Origin of the sequence: Nocardia lijiangensis NBRC 108240 (genome assembly GCF_001613045.1) — a bacterium.
In the GTDB taxonomy this organism is placed as follows: Bacteria; Actinomycetota; Actinomycetes; order Mycobacteriales; family Mycobacteriaceae; genus Nocardia; species Nocardia lijiangensis.
The window spans coordinates 1-22313 of record NZ_BDBP01000072.1 but is presented as its reverse complement, the minus strand read 5'-3'; the positions used below and the strand labels follow the sequence as shown (position 1 = coordinate 22313).

Sequence of the window (22313 nt, the reverse complement as noted above, 5' to 3'; positions counted from 1 at the left end):
TCCCATGACCGTCACCGGCTTGTTCACCTGGCTCGGCGGAGGTCAGACGGGTGAACTCACCGAGCGCCACGAACGCGCGGACTATGCCGTCACCGGTGCGGCCGTCGCGCTGTTCGCCCTGGTAGCGGGTGTCGTGACGACCTTGGCGCTGGCCGTGACCGACGGCTGGCCCCTGTTCGCCATCGTGCCGATCGCGCTGATCGTCGCACTGATCGCAGGCACCGTCGGGCGTGCGCTGGCCACCGCGCGGCCCGGTCGTATGCCCGACCGGCTCGGGCTGGCAGGCCGCGTCGCGGTGGCCGTCCTCGCGGGTGTGCTGCTGGCCGAGCTGGCGAGCACGGCCCTGTTCGGCGGTTCGGTGGACCGGGTCCTCGATGAAAAGTCCCACGCCGCCGTCGAATCCGCCCCCGCGGTGGCCGCCGCCCGCGCCGACCTGGACCGGGCGCGCGCCGACCGCACGGCGCTGGATCAGACCATCGCGGCCGCGCAGGCCGATATCGACCGCGCGCTGGTGATCGCGCGGTGCGAGTTCAACCCGACCCCGGAATGCCCGCAGACCCGGATCACCGGCGTGCCCGGCCGGGGACCCGAATCTCAGACCGCCAACGAGATGCTCGACGACGCCCGCGCCCGGCTCACCGCGGCCCAGGACCGGGCGGCGGCACTGGACCAGCGCCTGACCGAGGCCGAAAGGGCAACGGCCGCAGCTCGATCCGCCGCCTTCACGGACGGTGATCGGGGGCTCGGCGCGCGCTGGGTGGCGATGAACGACCACACCTCGGCGGCGGGCGGCGCGCTGCTGCTGCGGCTGGCGACCCTGGTCGCCTTCGTGCTGCTCGCCCTGTTGCCGCTGCTGTTGCGCTGGTGGCGCGGGGAGACCTCGTTCGACCGGCACGTCGCCGCTCGCGCCGTGGTGGACCGCGCCGAACGCGAGGCGGAGGCGGCGATCGCGGTCAAGCGCGCCGAGGTGCGCGCGGAGGCCGAGCATCTGCGCGCCGAACAGCAGCTCACCGCCGCCCGGCTCGCCGTGGAGGCCGACACCGCCATCGACAGGGAGCGCCAGCGCACCCGCATCATCGCGGCCATCGGCGGGCTGGAGATCGGCATCACCGAACCGCGCGGCCTGGACAAGCCGAGGCACCACGAACTACCAGCCGCACCGGCTGCCGATCGAAAGGACAGCCCTGTGTCTCAGGACGGGATCGTGACACCGAACCTGCCCGCGACCGTCAGCGCGGGCGCGCTGACGCCGACCTCGGGCCCGGGCGCGCTCGTCCCGGCCGCGCCGAGGCCCGCCGAGCCCAAGGGCGCCGGCGGGCTGGAGCTGCCGATCATCGGCACGGTGCCGTTCACCGACACCGCCGCGCGCTTGATCCGCCCGCTGGTGCCTTCGTTCGTCGCCAACGCCATCGACACCGCGACGCACCCGCTGCGCACGGCGCGACAGGCCTTCGAAGAGGTGGAGGAGATCACCTTCACGCTGCGCCGCACCAGGAAAGTGACGGTGGACTCGCAGGATTCGCACGCCCAAGCCCAGCCGTACGCCGTCGCCCCGCCGGTCGGTTATCAGCTGCCGCCCGGTTCGCCGGAGGCCTTGCACGCGCACCGCGTCGCCTCGACCGTTGTCGACGCCCAGTACCCGGCGGCGCACGATCCGCGGTACTCCGCGCTGCCGCAGGGCTACGGGCCGCAGGGGTACGGTCTGCCGCCCGCCGAGCACCGTGACGAGCTGGCCGCCCGCGAACAGCGGGAGCTGCCGGGCCACGGCCGCCGGGAACTCCCGCCAGGCCGCTGAGCGAGCGGCCCTCGGCCGGGCGGTGATCGAGACTGCGCGGCCATCGAGGCGGTTCGTGCCGAATTCCGAAAAACGCCGAGCTGTGGTTGGGGCGACACCCAGCCATCGTGAACTTCTCCGATGGGTTCACGCCCGGCGATCTACTCTGCACCCATGTCGGTGCGTGATGTGACGACCGGGACGCCTGCGCCGTGGGGTTCGCGGCTGCTCGGATCCGCCCAGGAATCCTCGCGAATGCGACGGTTCCGTATTCAGCTGCTGCTGACGGCGCCGCTGCTGCTCGCCAACGTCACCGGCATGGTCGTCTCGATCGCGCTCGCCGGGTTCGTGCTGCCAGGCCCCTCGGTGTTCACCCGCGACCTGCTGCTGCTCGACGTGATCGCGGCGCCCGTGTACGCCGCGCTGGCGACGGCGTACGGCATGTGGTGGGGCACGACGCGCGGACTGCGCGCCCTGCGCTGGGCGACCGATCTCGATCACGTCCCCACCGAGGCCGAACAGGCGGCCGCGGCCGGGGTGCCGCGGTCGCTGGTGACGAAGCAGGGCCTGCTGTGGCTCGGCGGGCTCGTCCTGCTGACGACGCTGTACGGGCTGGCCGAACCCGAGCTGATCGCGAAGGTCGCGTTCGCCGTCGGAATCAGCGCGATCGTGGTGTGCGCGAACAGCTATCTGATCATCGAGTTCGCGCTGCGGCCGGTGACCACGCGGGTGCTGGAGGCCGCGCCCGCCCATCGCCGCCGCGGCATCGGTGTCTTCGGGCGCTCGCTGCTGGCCTGGGTGCTCGGTTCCGGTGTGCCGGTGGCCGGGCTGATGGTGATCGCCGTGCTCGCGCTGGCGCTTTCGGATGTGAGCGTCGAGCGCTTGGCGGTCTGCGTGCTGGCGCTCGGCGGCGCGACGCTGGTGTTCGGTCTGTTGCTGATGACCCAGACCCTGGCCGCCACCGTGGCGCCGATCCGCGGGGTGCGCCAGGCGATGCGTCAGGTGGAGAAGGGCGATCTGGACGTCTGGCTCGCGGTGTACGACGGCACCGAACTGGGTGAGCTGCAAAGCGGTTTCAACCACATGGTGCAGGGGTTGCGTGAGCGCGAACAGATCCGCGACCTGTTCGGCAGGCATGTCGGCCAGGACGTCGCGGACGCCGCGCTGGCGGCCGAGCCCGCGCTCGGCGGTATAGAAACCGACGCGGCGGCATTGTTCATCGACATCATCGGCTCGACGACGATGACCGCGACCCGCCCCGCCACCGAGACCGTCGCCCTGCTGAACCGCTTCTTCGGGATCGTGGTGGACGAGGTCGAGCGCTGCGGTGGACTGCTCAACAAGTTCGAGGGCGATGCGGCGCTCGCGGTCTTCGGCACCCCCACTCCGCTGTCCGACGCGGCGGGCGCCGCCCTGGCCTGCGCCCGCGCCATCCGCGCGCGCCTCGGCGAAATCCCCGAGTTCACCGCGGGTCTCGGCGTGGCGGCGGGGCGGGTGGTCGCGGGCAATGTCGGTGCGCACCAGCGCTACGAATTCACCGTCATCGGCGACGCGGTCAACGAGGCGGCGAGGCTGTGCGAACTCGCCAAACAGGATTCGGGGCTGCTGCTGGCGTCCGGGTCCACCGTCGCCGCAGCGGATTCCGCCGAGGTCCAACAGTGGCAACTCGGCGAGTCGGTAACCCTGCGCGGCCGCGTCACGCCGACCACTCTGGCCCGGCCCCGCTGAGCCGGACACCTGCTGATCGTCGAGGCCGACCGAGGACTCGGGTGCCCTCGCGCGGTCGCGGCACGCCGGCCACCTCGCCACCAGGGCTGAGGGTCGAGTCACTCTGCGCGACCGGCGACCCTCGCCCGCCCAGGCCGAAACACGAACGTGCGCACCGCGGCCCGCCCCCCGGAGCTTCGGGTCATCGCCACCCCGCCGTCGACATCGATCGAAGCCGACATTCGAACCGCACTCGGTATGACGAGGACTCGCACCCCGATCGGAGTGCGAGTCCTCGCGGATCACGACTGCGTCGCCCGCAGCCGGAACGCCACCCAGGCGGCGATCAGCAGCACCGAGGCGGTGCCCATCGCGGCGAGGTGGATGCCGGAGACGAAGGCCTCGTGCACTGAGACCAGGAAGGTCTCGGCCGCGGCATCCGGCAGCTGGCGGGCGAATTCGGTGGCGGCGCCGAGGGATTCGGACGCCGCGCCCGCGGAGTCGCCCGGCACCTGGGACAGATCGAGGCCGTTGCGGAAGATCGCCATGACCACGCTGCCCAGCAGCGCGACACCGAGGGCGATGCCCGTCTCGTAGGCGGTCTCGGAAACCGCCGCGGCCGCGCCGGCCCGCTCCACGGGAGCGGAACTGACCACCAGGTCCGACGAAACCGTCAGCGCCACGCCGACACCCGCGCCGATGCCGAGGAAACCGAGAACGAACGGCACTGTGCTGGTCGCGACATCCGGACTGAGCCAAAGGAACAGCACCGCGCCGGACGCCGCGGTCACCAGCGCACCTGCCAGCACCGCACCCGGCCGGTAGTACCGCACCAGCCAGGCCGCCGCCAGCGAGGCGACCACGGTGGCCGCCAGACCCGGCAGCAACAGCAGCCCGGCCTGCAACGGCGACTTACCGAGCACCAGCTGCAGATACTGCGAGCCGAAGAACAGCACACCCGCCAGCGCGAACACCGCGAGCAGGTTGGTCACCACCGCGGTGCGGAACCTGGGGAGCGCGAACAACTTCAGATCCAGCATCGGATGCGCCAGCCTGCGCTGCCTGCGCACGAACAGCACGCCCGAGAGCACGCCCACCGCGCCGACGACGACCAGCGCCGCGCTCGGACCGTGCGCCGCGGCTTCCTTCACCGCGTACACGATGGGCACCAGCGCCAGCATGGACAGCGCCGCGCTCGGCAGGTCGAATCGGCCCGGGTTCGGGTCGCGCGATTCCGGGATCAGCACCGGGCCGAGCGCGACGAGCACCAGCATGACCGGCAGGTTCACCAGGAACACCGAACCCCACCAGTAGTGCTCGAGCAGCCAGCCGCCGAGCAGCGGACCGGCCGCGGCGCCGCCGCCCGCCATCGCGCTCCACACCGCGATCGCGACGGTGCGCTGGCGCGGATCGAGGAACATCGATCGGATCAGGCCGAGGGTCGCGGGCATCAACGTCGCACCGGCGACGCCCTGCAGCACGCGGGCCGCGATGAGCATTTCGGGCGAGACCGCCCATGCCGCCACGGCGGAGGCGAGGCCGAAGCCGACCGCACCGATGAGCAGCAGCCTGCGCCGCCCGATCCGGTCGCCGAGGTTGCCCATCACCACGAGCAGACCGGCGAGGACGAACGAGTACACGTCGATGATCCACAGCAGCTGCGGCGTGGTCGGCGCGAGATCGGCGCTGATGGCGGGCACCGCCAGGTCCAGAACGGTGGCGTCGACCGCCAGCAGCAGCAGGGCGAGCGCGAGTACGGAGAGACCCGCCCACTCGCGTGCGGTGGCGCGCGGCGGTGCGGTTCGGGTTTTCGACGCGGCGAGGGTGGTGGCCGCGGTCGTGGTCTGGGAGTTCATCGACTCTCTCGACTTCCGTCGTCAGTATTGTTTACCGTCCAGACGGTACAGTACAGGACATTACCGTCCAGCCGGTATAGTTCGGGTGGTGACGGCAAACACCCGCGACCGGATCCTGGACGCACTGGAGTCATTGCTGCTGAACAAAGGCATGTCGCAGGTGACGCTGGAGAATGTGGCCGCCGCCGCGGGCGTCTCCAAGGGCGGGCTGCTCTATCACTTCAAGAGCAAGGACGCGATGCTCGCCGGCTTGGTCCGCCGCCTCGGCGAACGAGCCACCCAGCAGCTCTCCGACGCGCGAGCCAAAGGCACCTCCGCGATGGAGTGGTACCTCCAGACCCCCAACCCCGACAGCGCCGCCGATGCCGTCGAACTCGAGCTCTACCGCTCGCTGCTTGCCACCATGCGCACCATCGACGCCAAATCCGGTCCCGAAATCGACGAGGTCCAGCGCGCGCTCGTCGAACTCATGGAGTCCTGGTCCGACGGACTGGACGCGGAAGTCGACGACCCGGTCCGCGCCGACATCATCCGGCTCGTCGGCGACGGGGTGTACCTGCGAGCGCTGCTCGGCATCCCCCCGATCGACCCGGAACGGTACCGCCACGTCGTCTCTCGTCTGCTGGAACGCTGACGCGCACCGCAAAACCGACCCCCACCGTGCGCGCCCATTAGACTCGGCCGCGTGTTACCAGCCGCTGACCCGGCCGGTGCCGTCGGGGCGGGGAGCGATCCGGTACCAGGGTCCCCTGGAACGACGGTGCCGATCCGGCCGCTGACCTTCCGCGAACTGCTCGACCTGCCGTTCGCGCTGATCCAGGCCAACATCGCCACGCTCGCCGGTACGGCGGCGGCCGGACTCGTGGTGGCCGAGATCGTCGTCGTGGCGATCACCGCGAGCGTCTCCGATGCGACCGGCGGGTCCGACGCGGGCACCGCGTGGGCGGCGATCCTGTCGACCGTTGTCGGCGCGTGGTTCCTGCGCCTGCTGCTGCGCGGCGTGACCGTGCCCGTCGGGCTGGCGAGCATCGCGGGCGAGCGGATCGGATGGCGGGCCGCACTGGCGCGGCTGCGCGGGGTCGCGCCCGCGCTGCTGATCGGGCAGGTGCTGTTCACGCTCGTCGGCGTCGGCGTCTTGGCCGGCGGCGCCATCCTGATCATCACCTTTCCGTTCGCGGTGATCTGGCTGGGCTACCTGCGCGCCAAACGATTCCTGGTAGCGCCGGTGCTGTTCGCCGAGCACGGCTCGCACGGCAACGCGGTGCACCGCACGAAACTCCTTGTGGGTGGCTCGGAATGGCCGCTGACCGGGCTGTGGCTGAGCCAGCGCTTCCTGTTCACGCTGCTCGCCGTTCCGCTGCTGGCGGTCCCGTGGTTCGTCTCGGATTTCTCCGGCACCCATCGCTGGCCGGTGATCGTGCTGCTCACCTCGGCGGGGCTGCTGCTCGTCGCGTTCGGAGAGATCGTCGAGGCCAGCACGCGGGTGGTGTGCTACGTCGATCTGCGGTGCCGCCGTGAGGGTCTGGACATCCGGATACCGTCCGGAGGAGCGCGGTGACACACCCCGAGACCCCGCCGCCACCGCGCCTCGGCCCTGCCGCCGACCACCGCGCCGCCGCCGAGGAGGCCGCCCAGCGCCGCGACTTCGACCGTGCGCTGCGCGAACGTTTCCGCGCCGTGCTGCGCGGGATGGAACAGCGCGGTGTGCTGGAGGTCCGCCGCTCCCGGACCGCCGACGAGACCGTCGATGACGTCTCTGCCGTGCTGCCGCTGGAGGTCACCACCGAACTCCAGCCCGCCGCACGCAGTTTCGACGAGGTCGTCTACGGCGGCCGCACGGCCACCGAGGACGAGTACCGCAGGCTCGAATACGCCGACCGCTTCTCCGCCGCGGCCCCGCCGCCCGCCGCCGAACCCGTCGAGCGGGAGGCCGTGGAGACCGCGCCACGCACGCGCAGGAAACTGCCGCCGCTGCCGGACCTGCTACGGAATCCGAAGTTCTGGGCGACGCTGGCCGTGATGGCCGTGCTCACGCTGTTGCTCTACGGCGCCTTGCAAGCCTGCGGCGCGCCCACCGCGCCGAAACCGCCGCCGGACATCCCGCCGCCACCGCCGCCCTCCGACAACGACATCGACCGCCCGGACATCGGCGCGGGCGAGGACTCGATCTTCTCCCGGCTCCCCGCGCCGCTGGCCTTCGGCGGCCTGCAATTCCTGATCGCCCTCGCGCTGCTGGCGTGGTGGCGGGCCCGGCGACGCGGCGCATTGGTCGGTGAACCGCGCCCGGTGGAGGTCGCCGCCAACGAACTGGTCGCGGGCCAGGCCGCTCTCTATCGCAAGTCGCGCGACCACGAGTACGTCGCGGGGAAACTGCGCGCCGCCACGCTGCGCAGGCTGCGGCCACTGCTCGGTGTCGGGGCCGACGCGCCGCCCGACCTGCTCGCCGCCGCGATCGCGGCACGCAGCGGCGCGGACCAGCAGCTGGTCGCGAACGCGTTCTTCGGCCCGGTGCCGGACGCGGGCGCGCTGCACATCGTCGCCGCACAACTGGAATGGATCGAAACGGAGGTCGGATGACCACGGACATCACGAAGGCCGCCACCGCCGAGCAGGCCGGTGCGGCTTTCGGCGCGCTGCGGGCCGAGATCGGCAAGGCGGTGGTCGGCAACGACAACGCGGTCATGTACCTCGTGCTCGCGCTGCTGTGCCGCGGGCACGTGCTGCTGGAGGGCGTGCCCGGCGTGGCGAAAACGCTGCTCGTCCGCGCGCTGGCCACTGCGCTCGATCTGGAGTACGCCCGGGTGCAGTTCACGCCCGACCTGATGCCGGGCGATGTCACGGGATCGCAGATCTACGACCCGCATTCGGCCGAGTTCACCTTCCGGCACGGCCCGGTGTTCACCAATCTGCTGCTCGCCGACGAGATCAACCGCACGCCGCCGAAAACCCAGTCGGCGCTGCTGGAATCGATGGAGGAGCGGCAGGTCTCGGTCGACGGCAAGCCGCAGCCGCTGCCCGACCCGTTCGTCGTGATCGCCACGCAGAACCCGATCGAGCAGGAGGGCACCTATCCGCTGCCGGAGGCGCAGCTGGACCGGTTCCTGTTCAAGGTCGACATCCAATTGCCCAGTCGCGACGACGAATTCCGCGTGCTACAGCGGCACGCGGCCGGTTTCGACCCGCGCGATCTGGCCGCGGCCGGATTGCGACCGGTGGCCGGGCCCGCGCACATCGCCGCCGCGCGGGCCGCGATCGCCACGGTGACGATCAGTCCCGAGGTGCTGGCCTACACCGTCGATCTGTGCCGGGCCACCCGCACCGCGCCCGCCGTGCAGCACGGCGCATCGACGCGCGGCGCGACCGCGCTGATGGCGGCCTCGCGGGCGTTCGCGTGGTTGAACGGACGCGGCTTCGTCACGCCCGACGACGTGAAGTTCGTCGCGGTGGCGGTGCTGCGGCACCGGCTGCACCTGCGGCCGGAGGCGGAGCTGGACGGGGTCACCACCGAGGGCGTCATGTCCGCGCTGCTCGGCTCGGTCCCGGTTCCGGTCTAGCCGTGGTCGTCACCGGTCGTCTGGTCGCCGCCGCCGCGGTGCTCGGGTTGTTCGTCGCGGTCGTGCTGCCGTCCTGGTACGGGGTCGCGCTGGCGTGCGCCGTGCTGGCGATCGCGGTGCTCGTCGACTTGGCCGCGGCGGGCGCGGCCGCCGACGTGACCCTGAGCAGGCCGGAGCTGACCGCCGTGCGGCAGGGCCGCGCCACCGAGGTGGAGCTCACCGTCGTGAACACCGGAGCGCGCACGGTGCGCGGCCTGCTCTGGGACGACTGGCCGCGCAGCGCGCGCACCGAGAACCGCAGGCACGCCCTGGAACTCGCGCCCAATACGAAGGTGCGGCTGCGTACGTCGCTGCGGCCGGTCTATCGCGGCGACCGGGTCGCCGGTCCGGTGACGCTGCGACTGCTCGGCCCGCTCGGCATGGCGGGCAGGCAGACCAGGCGCACCGTGCCCGCCCGGGTGCGTGCGCTACCCGCTTTCCGCAGCGAGCGTCTGATGCGCTCGAAAGTGAAGCGGCTGCAACACCTCGAGGGCCGCAACGTCGCCAACACCCGCGGCCAGGGCAGCGAATTCGATTCGTTCCGTGAGTACGTCGCGGGCGACGACGTGCGCGCCATCGACTGGCGCGCCACCGCACGCGCCACCGACGTGCTGGTACGCACCTGGCGCCCGGAGCGCAACCGGCACGTGCTGATGCTGCTGGACACCGGCCGGGTCAGCGCGGGCCGGGTCGGCGAAGGCACCCGCCTGGACGCCGCCATCGAAGCAGCGCTGCTGCTCGGCGGGCTGGCCGCGGCGGCTGGCGACGGCGTGGATCTGCTCGCCTACGACCGCACCGTCCGCACCGAGGTGCGTGGTGTACGCGGCAACCGCCTGCAACTCCAGCTCATGCACGCGCTGGCGGGTGTGACTCCCGCGTTGGTCGACACCGACAGCGCCGGCTTGGTGCGCGCCACCATCGAACGCGCCCGCCGCCGCAGCCTGGTGGTCTGGTTCACCAGCCTGGACGGCGCGGCGGTCGAGGAGAACCTGCTCCCGGTGCTGCCGGTTCTCGCGCACCGCCACCGCGTCCTCATCGTCTCGGTGATCGACCCGGACATCGCCGCGGCCGCCACCACCCGCGACGACGTCTACGCCGCGGCGGCCGCGGAAACTGTCCTCGCCGAACGCGCCCTCGTCCAGGAGTCCCTGCGCCGCAAGGGCATCGCCGTGGTCTCCGCACCCCCCGACCGCCTCCCCGAGGCCTTGGCCGACGAATACCTCGAACTCAAACAATCCGGCTCCCTCTGACCCCACCGAGGTGTCCACACACCTTTCCCACGCCTCACACAGGCACCGCCTATGTGAGGCGTCGGAACGGTCTGTAGGGAGCGGCCAGTCGGCCAGGCAGGTAGCCGAGCGGTCGATCGACGGCAATAGCGTCGATATGGCGGCACGCGATACCAAGCGGCCCCGCCGCCTGGCTGCAGCGCGAGTTTCTCCGGACTAGGCGACGCGGACGAGGCCGGGGGCGGGTGGGGCGAGGGCGCGGCGTTGGCGTTCGGCGACGATGGCGCCGAGGATCTGGATCGGCGGGTAGCCCTGCGGAACGGGCACGCGCAGGTGGGTGCAGAGGGCGGTGACCAGTGCCTGGCCGAGGCTTGCCTGGGCGGCCGGGGTGAGGGTGCGCAGCCGGGTCAGGTACTGGCGGATGGCCAGGGCGAGGTCCTCCGGGATGCCGGAGAGGTCGAGGCGGGCGGCCCAGCCCACCAGCCAGGGCGGCGCGAAGGCCAGGGCGGGGGCGGGCAGGCTGCGCTGGGCGTGGACCACGACCGTGCCCGCGAGCACGTCGCCGACGCGGCGGGCGTTCGGGGAACACATCGAGGTGATCACGGCGATGGCGCCGAAACCGCCGAGCATCCAGAAGTCGACGATGGCGCCCGCCAGGCCGCGCGTCATGGCGTGGCGGAAATCGATGGGCCCGCCGTCGGTGCGGACGACCCGCAGCCCGAGCGCCAGCTTGCCGAGCGACCGGCCGCGGCTGAGCGTCTCCCACACCACCGGATAGCCGACGAGCACCGCGACGACGGTCGTCAGCATGATCGCGTCTCCCCACGCCGCGTCCGCATCGGTGCGCACCACGAGGACGCCCGCGAGCGCGACACACAGCACGCCGAGCGTCAGTTGCGCCACCAGGTCGATGAGGAACGCGGTGGCGCGTGTCGGTATCCGGGCGATCGAAAGCTCCAGGGCAACCGCTTCGCCGGTGGTGAACTCAGCCATCTCGATAGCATTCTTGCGACCGGTGGTAGTGGGAGGCAACCGATATGGACGTAGACGCATACAGTTACGCGCACCGGCGGTCCTGGGACCGGCTCGACCAGCTGTCCCGCAGGCGCAAGCTGAGCGGCGCCGAGTCCGACGAACTGGTCGCGCTGTACCGGCGGACCTCCCAGCAGCTGGCCCGGTTGCAATCGCACAGTCCCGATCCGGAACTCATCGCCGGGCTCAGCGCGCTGCTGGCCAGGGCGCGCGGACGGGTGCTCGGCACCAGGACCGACACCTGGGGCGAGATCGCGCATTTCTTCACCCATCGCTTCCCTGCCGCGGTCTATCGCGCGTGGCCGTGGTGGGCCTCGGTGGCCGCGGTGTTCGTCGCGGTCTCGGCATGGCTGGCGACCTGGATCGAGGGGTCGGGCCGGGCCCGCGAGCTGTTCGGCATCCCCGCCGACAATTCCGCGATCACCGCGCCGGGCGGTGCGTTCGAGACCTACTACACCGAGCACCCCAACGACGCGTTCGCCGCGCAGGTGTGGACCAACAACGCGTGGGTGGCGGCGATCGCGCTGTTCACCGGCGTGCTGATCCTGCCTGCGGTGTATCTGCTGTTCATGAACGCGCTCAACGTCGGCATCACCGCCGGATTGATGGCCGAGGCGGATCGGCTCGATTCCTTCTTCGGCTTCATCCTTCCGCACGGAACCCTGGAATTGACCGCTGTTTTCGTGGCGGGCGGCGCGGGGCTGAAGCTGGGCTGGACGCTCGTCGACCCCGGTCGGCTGAGCCGGATCGAGGCGGTCGCGCGGCAGGGCAGGGCAACGGCGACGATCGCGCTCGGTTTGGTCGCGGTGCTTTTCGTGTCGGGACTGCTCGAGGGTTTCGTCACGCCGAGTCCGCTTCCCGCCCCGGTACGGATCGGTATCGGCTTCGCGGCGGAGGCGCTGTTTCTCGCCTACGTATTCGGTGCGGGACGAAGAGCGGCGCTCGCGCAGGACGCGGCGGCAGCTTTGCCGGTCGAACAAGAGGATCGGTGGCAGACAACCTCGGGCACACGCTGAGTGAAATGGTCTCGGGCAATCGGCAGCAACGCCGTGCGCGGATCGATTGGTGTGTCCCCCATTTGAGTTCCGCTGGCCGCAGCGAGTCGTGCTCAGCTGCGGCCAGCGTTACCGTCGACTGTACACAATCGTTATGCCCGCGCAACCCTCCACACCGGTGTCGAGCGTATAAAGCAGCGCGCTGGCAAACCCCTGTGACCACACACTTTTTCACACTGGCAGCTAACTCTTGGCTGACGCTCGGACACCCCGATTTCACCCCTCCGGAGGGTGCCCGAAGTGCGCGCGAAAACTACTCCGTACACCCCTTCTGCACACCGAACAATTGGCTACGCAATGGTTAGCCGAAGCCTGTTTCCAGCATCGGTATGTACCGCTTACAACGCATCTACCAGCAGGTTTGTCAAATCTATTTTGGGTAACTATCTGTTCCAACGACAGAAAGAGACCTCAGGTTTGTTTGCAACCGAATAAACAAGATCAGCACCCTGTCGGGACGACATACGGTGTACTCGCATCAGGTGCACACGGATGGTTGCCAGGCGCGGAATTGCAGGCCGGAGCCGGAACCTCGAGCGGTACCCCAGCACCGAAACCGCAATCGAAACTGGTCGTGTGATCTTCGCCTCACCATCTCGCTCAGTGAGTCAAAAGACCAGGGCCGGGCCGGTTTCGGGTAAAGAAACGACAGCGTCCGGCCGAGCGGGAAAAGCTCGGCCGGACGCATTCAGATGTGTTGACAATCACGCCTCGGCGAGACCGATTCGCGCGTGCACCACCCGCAGCGGGCGCGGCGCGAACCAGGCCGCCGGGCCGAGCAGCCGCATCGCCACCGGAACGAGCACACCGCGCACCAGCGTCGCGTCGATCAGGATGGCCAGCCCGGCGCCGAGTCCGAAGAACTGGATGAACCGCACGTCGCTGGTGACGAAGGCGAGGAAGCTGATCGAGATCAGCGCCGCCGCCGTGGTCACCAACCTGCCCGTGCGAGCCAGCCCCTCGACGACGGCGTCGTGCGCGGAGGCGCCCTTGTCGTGCATCTCCTTGATCCGGCTGATCACGAAAACCTCGTAGTCCATGGACAACCCGAAAGTGATGCAGAACAACAACAGCAGCATCGACACGTCCAGCGGGGCGGGCGTGAACCCGAGCAGGCCGGACAGGTGCCCGTCCTGGAAGACGAAGACCATCAACCCGAGCGTGGCCGCCAGGCTCAGCACGTTCGACAGCAGCGCCCGCAACGGCTGCACGATGCTGCCGGTGAACAGGAACAGCAAGACGAAGGTGGTGAGCACGATCCACGCCACCGCCGCGGGCAATCGCGATCCGATCGAGGCCAGGCTGTCGCGCAGTTCGGCGACCTGTCCGCCGACCAGCGCCGTGGCCGGTGCGGGCACGTCGCGCACCCGGTCGACCAGCTCACGCGCCTCGGCCGAATTGCGGTCGAGATCGGTGAGGACATTGAGCCGTTGGGCGTCCGGCTCGGCGAACCTGGCGTCCGCGGGCGAACTCGCGGTGCGCTCGCCGCGCACGAAAGTGCCCGCGCTGGAATCGACCTGGGTGACGTGCGTCACTCGAGAGAGCGCGGCGGCGTATTCGGTGAGCGGCCCCGCGTCCACTCCCGTGGCGGTGACCACGGACAGGGCATTGGTGTCGCCGCCGCCGAAATCCTCGCGCAGCGCGTCGCCGACCTGGCGCACCTCGGTACTGACAGGCAGCACGCGATCGTCGGGTGTGCCGAACTGGACGTTCGACAGCGGGGCCGCGGCCAGCAGCAGCGCCGCCACCACCGGGATGCCGGTGAGCAGCGGCCGCCGCATCGCGAAACTCGCCACCCCCGCCCAGAACGGCGCCGCGTCGCCGCGAATACCGCGCACCCCGGGGATCTTCCACGCGTCGGCCTTCGATCCGAGCGCGACGAGCAACGCGGGCAGCGTGAGCACGGCGGCCGTCGCCGAGATGGCGACCACCCCGATGCCGGCGTAGGCGAACGAGCGCAGGAAGTACTGCGGGAAGATCACCAGCGAGGAGAGCGCCGCCGCGACGGTGGCCGCGCTGAACACGATGGTGCGTCCGGCCGTCGACACCGCGCCGATCACCGCGTCGTCGGGTGCTGCGCCCGCCGCGCGCCGTTCCCGGAAGCGGCTGACCATGAGCAGCCCGTAGTCCACGGCGAGGCCGAGGCCGAGCGCGGTCGTCAGGTTCACCGCGTACACCGACACGTCGGTCACCGATCCGAGGATCGACAGCTCGGCGAAGGTGCCGAGAATCGCGACGCCGCCGACCACCATGGTGAGCAGCGCGGCGACCACATTGCCGAAGGCCAGCACCAGCAGCGCGAGGATCAGCGGCACCGCGATGCCCTCGGCAAGGCCGAGATCCCTGCCGATCTGCTCGGTGATGGCATGGAAGATCGGGTTGGTGCCGCCGATCCGGACATCGGCGATCGGGCCGTCGGAGCCGTATTCGGCGACGATCTTCTCGGCGATCTCGGTTTCCCTGGTGGGGTCCTGGTCGGCTCCGCCCGCCAGGATGACCGCGGCCGTGCCGTCGCCGGAGCGCATGGCGGGAGAGCCGGTGTCCCAGTACGACACCACGTTGGTGAGCCGGTCGTCGGCGGCCAGCCTGCGCGCGAGCTCCCTGCCGAAACCGGCGGTCGCCTCGGCGTCGACGCTGCCCTGCTCGGCGCTGATCAGGAAGACGTAATCGGTGTCGGCGCCGAACTTGTCGGCCAATTGCGCGGTGGCGGTGCTGGACTCCGCGTTCGGATCCTCCTGACCGCCGGGTTGCATCTTGCCGAACGCGGTGACGCCGAGCGCGCCGCCCGCGATCAGGGCGAGCACGCTCGCCACGAGTATCCAGCGGGCATGTCGGGCCACGAAGCGGCCGAGTCGTTCGAACATGTCGAGCCTCCAGACAAGCATGTGTGCATGCGTAAACTTTATGGGTGTTAACTTGCCACCGATGTGTGCGGGTGTCAACATCGAAAGGGTGACGACATCGGAGTCAGCGACCGGACCAGCGGCGCAGCGACCGAGCCGGGAAGGGCCCTATCACCACGGGGACCTGCGCAATGCCCTGGTGCGGGCGGCCGCAGAACTCGCCGAGACCGGCGGGCCCGAGGCGGTCACCGTCCGCGCCGCCGCCCGCCGGGTCGGCGTGACGCCGACCGCCGCCTACCGGCACTTCACCAATCACGAGCAGCTGCTCGCGGCCGCGCAGGAGCAGGCGCAGCAGACCCTGTTCGATGCGATGGCCGAGACCATCCGGACGTTCCCGCCCGACGCCGACGCGGTGACCCGCCTGTTCGCGGTCGGGCGCGGGTACATCGTCTTCGCGCTGCGCGAGCCCGGCCTGTTCCGCACCGCGTTCTGCAACCGCGAGCAAGACGGCCCGGAGGAATGGAACTCCCCCGCCTTCGGTCTGCTCTCGGATCTGCTGGACGAGCTCGTCGAGATCGGCTTCACCGATCCCGCGCACCGGCCGGACGCCGAATTCGCGGCGTGGTCGGCGGTACACGGCATGGCCTCGCTGCTCATCGAGCGCGCGCTGCCCGAACAGGGGCCACAGGCCAGGGATCTGGCGATCGCACGCATGCTCGCGATGATCGAGCGCGGACTGGCGACCGGGCCGAAGGCCGCGGACTTCCCCCGCAGTGCGCAGCGCGCAGCAATGCTCGACGGGCTGGACTGATCGCCGCGGTGCGCACATCCTGTGGATAAACGCGCGGATGTCGTTGTGAGCGGGCGCAGTTCCGTTCTTCCGGCGCGGTGCCGATCGGATATCCACAGGCCGGACGACGGCTCGCCACTTCGAAAGCTGGCGTTCTACCAGCGAAAATAGGGTCTAAACCTGGCCGGGCTCGGGCACTCGCGCTGGCGCGCAAGGAGTTTCAATCGCCGCCCATCGAGTTGTGCACAGCCCGCCGCATATCCCCTGCGCCGCACACGTTTTCCACAGGAACGCCGGAGATATCCACAGGCAGGTGCAGGGTGGTCAGCCGACCCGCAAAACGCCGGTAACCGTGCCTTGCAGCACCCGCCCGCTCGCGGTGATCAGCGGAGACATCTGGAGCGGATCGTCCACGATGGTGCCTGGCAGCGGCGTATTCGAGACCACCGCTCCGGTGCCGGAATCGATGACGGTGAACGCGTAGCCGTCCAGCGGCGTGGTGACGTCCAGCCCGCGCCGGGTCACCGTGTAGACGTATCCGTCCGCAGTGGACAGATGCGGCACGGCCGCGCTGCGGACGGTGTTCTCCCACACCGTGCGGCAGCCGCCCGCGTCATCGATGTCCACGCGGGTCATCCCGCCGGCGAACGGCGCGCTCGGCGGCACCGCCGGGCCAGCGTCCTCCGGCACCGCGGGATACGGATAGCCGTAGGTGCTCGCCACGAACACCGACCCGCCGATGCCGACCGGCGAATTCTCACTGCCCGCACCGCCTTTCGTCAGCACCGGCTGCGAGCACACCAGCTGCCCGGTGCCCGAGGCGTAGACGAGCACCCGCACCTGTCCGTCGGCGTTGTCCACGATGGTCAGATAGTCGGCGCCGGTGCGCGGGCCGAAGTACGTCGGGGTGGAGCCGGTGCCCCAGCTCAACTGTCCCGGCTTGCGGGCGGAGCCGCGGTCGTAGGCCGCGCGCCAGATCACCTCGGGCCGCCCGGCCGCATCGGCACGCAACTCGTAGAGGGCGTGCGTGGTCGCCACGGCGATCCGTCCGCTCGGCGCCGCCGAAATGCTGTTGGCCACCAGTTCATCGGCGGGCAGCGGCACCGTCGCCACCGTGCCCGCCGGAGTGACCAGGCCGACGAGCCCCTTGCCGGTGGCGAACCAGACATTGCCGGACCAGTCGGGCACCAGCCCGGTCACGTTGTCGCCCACCGGAATCGCGCCGGAGAGATCGGTGCGCGCATCGACGCGCAGCTGCCAGTGATCCCTCGAATCCTTGGCGTGCGCGATCCGCAACAGCGCCCGGTCGCCGTCCACCACCACGAGCCGGTCGGTGTTGTCGAGGTAGGCGTACACGCCGCCGAGCAGGCTGCCCTTGGACAGTTCCAGCGCGGCGAGCGAGTGCCCTACCGGCCCGGCGCCCGGATCGAGCAGGTGCACGGTCGGCGCCCGCCCCACGATGGCGGTGCACAACGCGACGACGAGCCCGTCGGAGCCCTGAAGCAGCGTCGGGCACGCGGCGGCCAGCGGATGGGCGCCGACCCCGCGCAGTCCGGGCCCCGGCCCCGCCAGCGGAGTGGCGTCCGAGGACCCCGCATCGCCGTGCATGGTCGACGTGCCGTTCGGGCCGAGGTGCGGATTCGGCGGCGCGAGCGGCCCCCACTGCTCCGCGGCCTGCGCCTGCCCCGGCGAACCCAGCGCGAGGACGCAGGCGGCGAACAGCACGAGGGATCGTCCGTGCCGTGACGGCACGCCAGAGGTGATACCCATGGGAGCTACGAAATCAGACTGCGCGTCCGGGCGTCGCGAGGGAATCCTCGACGGCCCTCACATCAACGCGCCGCCGTCGATGCGAATCTCGGTGCCGGTCATATAGCGGCCGTCGTCGGAAGCGACCATCGCGACCACACCCGCGATGTCGTCCGGCGTGCCGAGCGCGCCGCCGTTGAGCCATCCGGTCAGCCGCGCGAACAGGCTGTAGTCCACGCCCTCGGGCTGCTCGAGGATCGACTTGGTGGTGATCCCGCTGGTGATGCCCGCGGGCACGATGTTCACCGCGCGCAATCCCTGCTTGGCGTATTCCAGCGCGATCGAATGCGTGAACGAGCTGACCCCGCCCTTCGACGCGGCATACGCCGCCAGATACGGCGCGGCGCTGTAGGCCGCGGTCGAGGACAGGTTGACCACCACGCCGTGCCCCGACTCCAGCAGCGCGGGCAGCGCGCTCTGTGTCATCAGGAAGGTTCCGGTCAAGTTGACCGCAATGACCTGATTCCACGCATCCAACGGCATCTCGTGCGTCCGCGCGGGCTTCAGAATCCCCGCCGCGTTCACCAGCACATCCAGCCCGCCGAGAAACTCGAGCGCAGCCGCCGTCCCCGCCCGTACCGACTCCACATCGGCAATGTTCACCTCGACCGCGCGAAACCGCCCACCCCCATCCCCCGCCTTCTCCGCGGTGACATCCAACCCCGCCCGATCGATATCGATCCCCACCAGCTGCGCCCCCTCGTCGAGCAGCCGCAGAGCAATCCCCTGCCCGATCCCCGACCCAGCTCCGGTGACGACAACCCGACGACCCTCGTATCTACGCATGCCCAAAATTAGAACAGGTTCCTACAAGGAATCAACCCATTCCACCACCACATTTCCGGTAAACCCCCCTGAAACCGGTTACAGAACGACCCCCCAGCCCTCCGACCGCACAACACACACATATAGATAAGGCCCTCAACCCCTGCGCACACGCCGGGGCCAACGCAACGCAGTCGCCAGACAACGCCGACCGAACCCAACCCGCAGAACCCCGGCTCCACAGCCCAAGGCCGACTGCAACGCCCATCAAGGCCCCAAGGAAGTAGCGCCCACGACCCACGAAATCCCCATTCGCCCCTACCCGAGCAACACCCCGCCCACCACCACAAGCCACCACCAAGCAGCACCAAAGCTCCACACGGCACCTACCAAATAGCGGCCACCACCACCAAAGCCCCACTCGGTACCTACCAAGTAGCGCCCCTCGGCACCAAAGCCCCCACTCGGCACCTACCAAATAGCGCCCACTCGGCACCCATGAAACGGGGGACTAGGGGGCAGAGCCCCCAGGCGGGGCGTGGGGGCTGCGCCCCCACAAAACACACGAAACGAGAAAAGGCTCATGCTCTCCATGAGCATGAGCCTCTTATCGAGTGCAGTGGGCGAAGGGGGACTTGAACCCCCACGTCCCGAAGGACACTGGCACCTGAAGCCAGCGCGTCTGCCATTCCGCCACTCGCCCGAGCGACTCCGGAACAGTATCACGGGCCCGGTAGAGAAACGAAATCGGCTGCTCAGTGGGGCTGGTGATGCCTAATGGGCATCAGGGGAACCTCCTGGGATTTCCAAGAGTTACAGGTGTGGAGGATCGTGGATATCATGCAATGAACGTGGTCGTTGCGCGACACGCCATGCGCGTGTGTCGTTGTTATGAAGCTGGGAACGAGATAGGAAGACGCTCACCGAAGGGAGGCCGAGATGGGCATCGTTTCGCGGTTCGAGCGTCGCCTGCAGGGCGCCGTCGGTGATGTGTTCGCCCGGGTCTTCGGGGGCAACGTCGTGCCCCAGGAGGTGGAGGCGGCGCTGCAACAAGAGGCCGCCGACCACGTCCAGGACGTGGGCGGTGGTCATATGCTGGCGCCGAACAGCTATGTGATCACCATCAACTCTTCCGACCACCAGCAACTGGACGCCGATCACGACCTCACGACCCGCGCGTTCGCCAAGCACCTCCAGGACTACATCCGCGATCAAGGGTGGCAGACCTATGGCGAAGTACACGTAGCGTTCGAGGCATCACCTACGCTGCACACCGGACAGTTCAGGGCGAGCGGCCGCGTCGATCCGGACGTCGGCCGTCGAGCTGCACCCGCTCGAAGCCCGGAACCCACGCCACAACGACCTGCACACCCGCAACCAGGAGCTGGCCCCATGACGCAGAACTCTGGCTACGACCCGAGCCGTGAGCCCGCGGAGTCCGATCCACGCAATCGCGGGTACGCACCTCCTCCCGGCGGGCGTGCCGGTGGTCCCCAGAACGGTGCGTACCGCGACGAGTACGGGCGCAGCGGCGCGCCGTACGGAGCCTCCGAGTACCCGGCGCCGGATTCGCAGCAGGCGTACGGCGACTACGACTACCAGCAGGGCGGCCAGGGCTACGCCGGCGGCCAGGGCCAGCAAGGCTACGCCGACCAGGGGTACGGCCAGCAGGGCGGCCAGGGTTACGGCGACCGCGGCGGCTACGGCGGCCAGCAAGGTTTCGGCGATCAGGGCTACGGCGCGCAGGGCTACCAGGAGCCGGGGTACGGCCAGCAGGGCGGCGGCTACGGCGACCAGGGTTACGGTCAGCAGGGCTACGGCCAGCAGCAGGGCTACGGTGACCAGGGCTATGCCGATCAGGGCTACGGTCAGCAGGGCTATGCCGGCCAGCAGGGTTACGGCCAGCAGGGCTACGCGGAGCCCGGTTACGGCGATCAGGGTTACGCCGATCAGGGCTACGGCTCCGAGGAGCAGGGCGGCTACGGCCAGGCCTACTCGCAACAGTCCGGCTACGCCGGCCAGCAGCAGCAACAGGCGGGTTACGCCGCGCCGTCGTACGGCGGCGGCGCCGCGGCGGGTTCCGGATACTCGGCCACGCTCCAGCTGGACGACGGCAGCGGCCGCACGTACCAGCTGCGCGAGGGCAGCAACATCATCGGCCGCGGTCAGGACGCGCACTTCCGGCTGCCCGATACGGGTGTCTCGCGCCGCCACATCGAGGTCCGCTGGGACGGCCAGACCGCGATGCTGTCCGACCTCGGGTCGACCAACGGCACGCTCGTCAACGGCTCACCGGTCCAGGATTGGCAGCTGGCGGACGGTGATGTGATCCGCGCCGGGCATTCCGAGATCCTGATCCGTATCGTCTGATCCCGTAAGCTCGCGGTGCAGGTCACGACATGGCTGCCACGGGTTCGTCGGTCGTATCGTGATCGGAATCGACCGACGGCCCTATGATGCTGCCAACGCGCGCGGCCCCGAACCCGGGGCCGGCAAGCCCAGCACGCCGTGGGGGTGGGTCGAACCGCACCTACGGCACCGACATACCTACAGCCGAACAGGAGGTGGAACGCCGTGCAGGGACTGATACTGCAATTGACCCGTGCGGGGTTCCTGCTGCTGTTGTGGCTGTTCGTCTGGGCGGTACTGCGGACCTTGCGCAGCGACATCTACGCGGCATCCGGCATACGGATCCAGCCCAGGGCCGCACGCGGTTCCGCGGTGCTGCCTTCCTTCAGCCGAGGCCAGAAGGGCGCCAAATATCTTGTGGTGACTCAAGGTTCACTCGCCGGCACTCGCATCTCACTCGGCACCCAACCGGTGCTGATCGGGCGTGCGGACGATTCGACGCTGGTGCTCACCGATGATTACGCCTCCACCCGACACGCGCGACTGTCCCCGCGCGGTGACGATTGGTACGTCGAAGACCTCGGCTCGACCAACGGCACCTATCTCGACCGCGCGAAAGTCACCACCGCCGTCCGAGTTCCGCTCGGCACCCCGGTCCGTGTCGGCAAAACAGTGATAGAGCTGCGATCGTGACACTCGTTCTCCGCTACGCAGCGCGCAGCGACCGCGGTCTGGTCCGAGGCAACAACGAAGATTCCGTCTACGCGGGCGCCCGCCTGCTCGCACTCGCCGACGGCATGGGCGGGCACGCGGCGGGTGAGGTCGCGTCGCAGTTGATGATCGCCGCGCTGGCGCATCTCGACGACGACGAGCCCGGCGACGACCTGCTCGGCAAGCTCGACACGGCGACGCGGTCGGGCAACGCCGCCATCGCCGATCAGGTCGAGGAGGAGCCCGAGCTCGACGGCATGGGCACCACGCTCACCGCGATCCTGTTCGCGGGCAAGAAGCTCGGGCTCGTGCACATCGGCGATTCACGCGCCTACCTGTTGCGCGGCGGCGAGCTGGCGCAGATCACCCGCGACGACACCTTCGTGCAGTCGCTGGTGGACGAGGGCCGGATCACGCCCGAGCAGGCGCACACCCACCCGCAGCGTTCGCTGATCATGCGCGCCCTCACCGGCAACGAGATCGAGCCGACGCTGATCATGCGCGAGGCACGCGCGGGCGATCGCTATCTGCTCTGTTCGGATGGCCTTTCGGACGTGGTGAGCGACGAGACCATCGCCAACACCATGCGCGAGGGCAGCACCGACGAGTGCGCCGATCGCCTGATCGAACTCGCGCTGCGCAGCGGCGGCCCCGACAACGTCACCGTAGTGGTGGCCGACGTCATCGATCTGGACTACGGCCAGAGCCATCCGATCGTGGCGGGCGCGGCCTCCGGTCAGGACGAGGACACCCCGCCGCCGAACACCGCGGCAGGCCGTGCCGCGGCGATGCGTCCGCCG

17 protein-coding genes and 1 tRNA gene are annotated in these 22313 nt (G+C 69.8%); 12 read left to right on the top strand and 6 right to left on the bottom strand.

Annotated features, from left to right (window positions below):
* Positions 1–4 precede the first annotated feature (4 nt).
* Positions 5–1795, top strand: a complete 1791-nt coding sequence (locus NL1_RS25120) for a DUF4407 domain-containing protein (RefSeq protein ID WP_067844153.1) — start codon at positions 5–7, stop codon at positions 1793–1795.
* A gap of 153 nt (positions 1796–1948) precedes the next feature.
* Entirely contained in the window at positions 1949–3502 is a 1554-nt protein-coding gene (locus tag NL1_RS25115) for an adenylate/guanylate cyclase domain-containing protein (RefSeq protein ID WP_067844150.1), read from the top strand.
* 281 nt (positions 3503–3783) lie between these two features.
* Here NL1_RS25115 and NL1_RS25110 read toward each other — a convergent pair whose 3' ends face one another.
* Positions 3784–5337 (bottom strand): MFS transporter, encoded by a 1554-nt coding sequence (locus NL1_RS25110; protein ID WP_067844147.1) that lies wholly within the window; start codon positions 5335–5337, stop codon positions 3784–3786.
* Positions 5338–5425: 88 nt separating this feature from the next.
* Here NL1_RS25110 and NL1_RS25105 point away from each other — a divergent pair, with 88 nt between their 5' ends.
* The 5 genes from NL1_RS25105 (at position 5426) to NL1_RS25085 (ending at position 10180) form a co-directional block, all read left to right on the top strand.
* Positions 5426–5971: a TetR/AcrR family transcriptional regulator gene (locus NL1_RS25105; protein ID WP_067844144.1), complete on the top strand. Its 546-nt coding sequence runs from the start codon at positions 5426–5428 to the stop codon at positions 5969–5971.
* Between the two features lie 126 nt (positions 5972–6097).
* Positions 6098–6895 carry a hypothetical protein gene (locus tag NL1_RS25100; RefSeq protein WP_245673519.1) on the top strand — a complete coding sequence of 266 codons (798 nt, stop codon included), beginning with the start codon at positions 6098–6100 and terminating at the stop codon, positions 6893–6895.
* On the top strand, positions 6892–7914 hold the full coding sequence (locus tag NL1_RS25095; protein ID WP_067844141.1) for a DUF4129 domain-containing protein: 1023 nt from the start codon (positions 6892–6894) through the stop codon (positions 7912–7914). Before NL1_RS25100 ends, NL1_RS25095 begins: the two co-directional genes overlap by 4 nt.
* Positions 7911–8891, top strand: a complete 981-nt coding sequence (locus NL1_RS25090; RefSeq protein WP_067844139.1) for an AAA family ATPase — start codon at positions 7911–7913, stop codon at positions 8889–8891. Before NL1_RS25095 ends, NL1_RS25090 begins: the two co-directional genes overlap by 4 nt.
* A 2-nt stretch (positions 8892–8893) precedes the next feature.
* On the top strand, positions 8894–10180 hold the full coding sequence (locus tag NL1_RS25085) for a DUF58 domain-containing protein (protein WP_067844136.1): 1287 nt from the start codon (positions 8894–8896) through the stop codon (positions 10178–10180).
* Positions 10181–10375: 195 nt separating this feature from the next.
* Here the strand turns inward: NL1_RS25085 and NL1_RS25080 are convergent, their stop codons facing one another.
* Complete coding sequence (locus NL1_RS25080; protein ID WP_067844134.1) at positions 10376–11152, bottom strand: RDD family protein; 777 nt, start codon at positions 11150–11152, stop codon at positions 10376–10378.
* A 44-nt stretch (positions 11153–11196) separates the two neighbouring features.
* Between NL1_RS25080 and NL1_RS25075 the strand changes: the two genes are divergently transcribed.
* Positions 11197–12207: a stage II sporulation protein M gene (locus tag NL1_RS25075; RefSeq protein WP_067844131.1), complete on the top strand. Its 1011-nt coding sequence runs from the start codon at positions 11197–11199 to the stop codon at positions 12205–12207.
* Between the two features lie 743 nt (positions 12208–12950).
* Here NL1_RS25075 and NL1_RS25070 read toward each other — a convergent pair.
* Entirely contained in the window at positions 12951–15110 is a 2160-nt protein-coding gene (locus NL1_RS25070) for an MMPL family transporter (protein ID WP_067844128.1), read from the bottom strand.
* Positions 15111–15198: 88 nt separating this feature from the next.
* Here NL1_RS25070 and NL1_RS25065 point away from each other — a divergent pair, with 88 nt between their 5' ends.
* Entirely contained in the window at positions 15199–15900 is a 702-nt protein-coding gene (locus NL1_RS25065) for a TetR/AcrR family transcriptional regulator (protein ID WP_245673518.1), read from the top strand.
* Between the two features lie 303 nt (positions 15901–16203).
* Here the strand turns inward: NL1_RS25065 and NL1_RS25060 are convergent, their stop codons facing one another.
* The 3 genes from NL1_RS25060 to NL1_RS25050 all read right to left on the bottom strand — a co-directional run bounded on the left by NL1_RS25060 (position 16204) and on the right by NL1_RS25050 (position 19156).
* The gene (locus NL1_RS25060) at positions 16204–17649 is read right to left on the bottom strand and encodes an NHL repeat-containing protein (protein ID WP_067844122.1); all 1446 of its coding nucleotides are present in this window, start codon (positions 17647–17649) and stop codon (positions 16204–16206) included.
* A 57-nt stretch (positions 17650–17706) separates the two neighbouring features.
* Positions 17707–18474, bottom strand: coding sequence for an SDR family NAD(P)-dependent oxidoreductase (locus NL1_RS25055; RefSeq protein ID WP_067844119.1), 768 nt, complete (start codon positions 18472–18474; stop codon positions 17707–17709).
* Positions 18475–19073: 599 nt separating this feature from the next.
* Positions 19074–19156 (bottom strand) — tRNA-Leu (locus NL1_RS25050).
* A gap of 236 nt (positions 19157–19392) precedes the next feature.
* Between NL1_RS25050 and NL1_RS25045 the strand changes: the two genes are divergently transcribed.
* The 3 genes from NL1_RS25045 to NL1_RS25035 all read left to right on the top strand — a co-directional run.
* The gene (locus NL1_RS25045; RefSeq protein WP_067844116.1) at positions 19393–20823 is read left to right on the top strand and encodes an FHA domain-containing protein; all 1431 of its coding nucleotides are present in this window, start codon (positions 19393–19395) and stop codon (positions 20821–20823) included.
* A gap of 204 nt (positions 20824–21027) precedes the next feature.
* Positions 21028–21495, top strand: a complete 468-nt coding sequence (locus NL1_RS25040) for an FHA domain-containing protein FhaB/FipA (protein ID WP_067786390.1) — start codon at positions 21028–21030, stop codon at positions 21493–21495.
* Positions 21492–22313 (top strand): PP2C family protein-serine/threonine phosphatase (locus tag NL1_RS25035; protein WP_162272769.1); only part of this gene is annotated, 822 nt, incomplete at its 3' end. The genes NL1_RS25040 and NL1_RS25035, both read left to right, overlap by 4 nt.

Excerpts from the sequence above, each read along its gene's own strand:
- NL1_RS25120 (WP_067844153.1), top strand. The coding sequence starts at position 5 with ATGACCGTCACCGGCTTGTTCACCTGGCTCGGCGGAGGTCAGACGGGT.
- NL1_RS25115 (WP_067844150.1), top strand. The coding sequence starts at position 1,949 with ATGTCGGTGCGTGATGTGACGACCGGGACGCCTGCGCCGTGGGGTTCG.
- NL1_RS25110 (WP_067844147.1), bottom strand. The coding sequence starts at position 5,337 with ATGAACTCCCAGACCACGACCGCGGCCACCACCCTCGCCGCGTCGAAA.
- NL1_RS25090 (WP_067844139.1), top strand. The coding sequence starts at position 7,911 with ATGACCACGGACATCACGAAGGCCGCCACCGCCGAGCAGGCCGGTGCG.
- NL1_RS25080 (WP_067844134.1), bottom strand. The coding sequence starts at position 11,152 with ATGGCTGAGTTCACCACCGGCGAAGCGGTTGCCCTGGAGCTTTCGATC.
- NL1_RS25075 (WP_067844131.1), top strand. The coding sequence starts at position 11,197 with ATGGACGTAGACGCATACAGTTACGCGCACCGGCGGTCCTGGGACCGG.
- NL1_RS25070 (WP_067844128.1), bottom strand. The coding sequence starts at position 15,110 with ATGTTCGAACGACTCGGCCGCTTCGTGGCCCGACATGCCCGCTGGATA.
- NL1_RS25060 (WP_067844122.1), bottom strand. The coding sequence starts at position 17,649 with ATGGGTATCACCTCTGGCGTGCCGTCACGGCACGGACGATCCCTCGTG.
- NL1_RS25055 (WP_067844119.1), bottom strand. The coding sequence starts at position 18,474 with ATGCGTAGATACGAGGGTCGTCGGGTTGTCGTCACCGGAGCTGGGTCG.
- NL1_RS25045 (WP_067844116.1), top strand. The coding sequence starts at position 19,393 with ATGGGCATCGTTTCGCGGTTCGAGCGTCGCCTGCAGGGCGCCGTCGGT.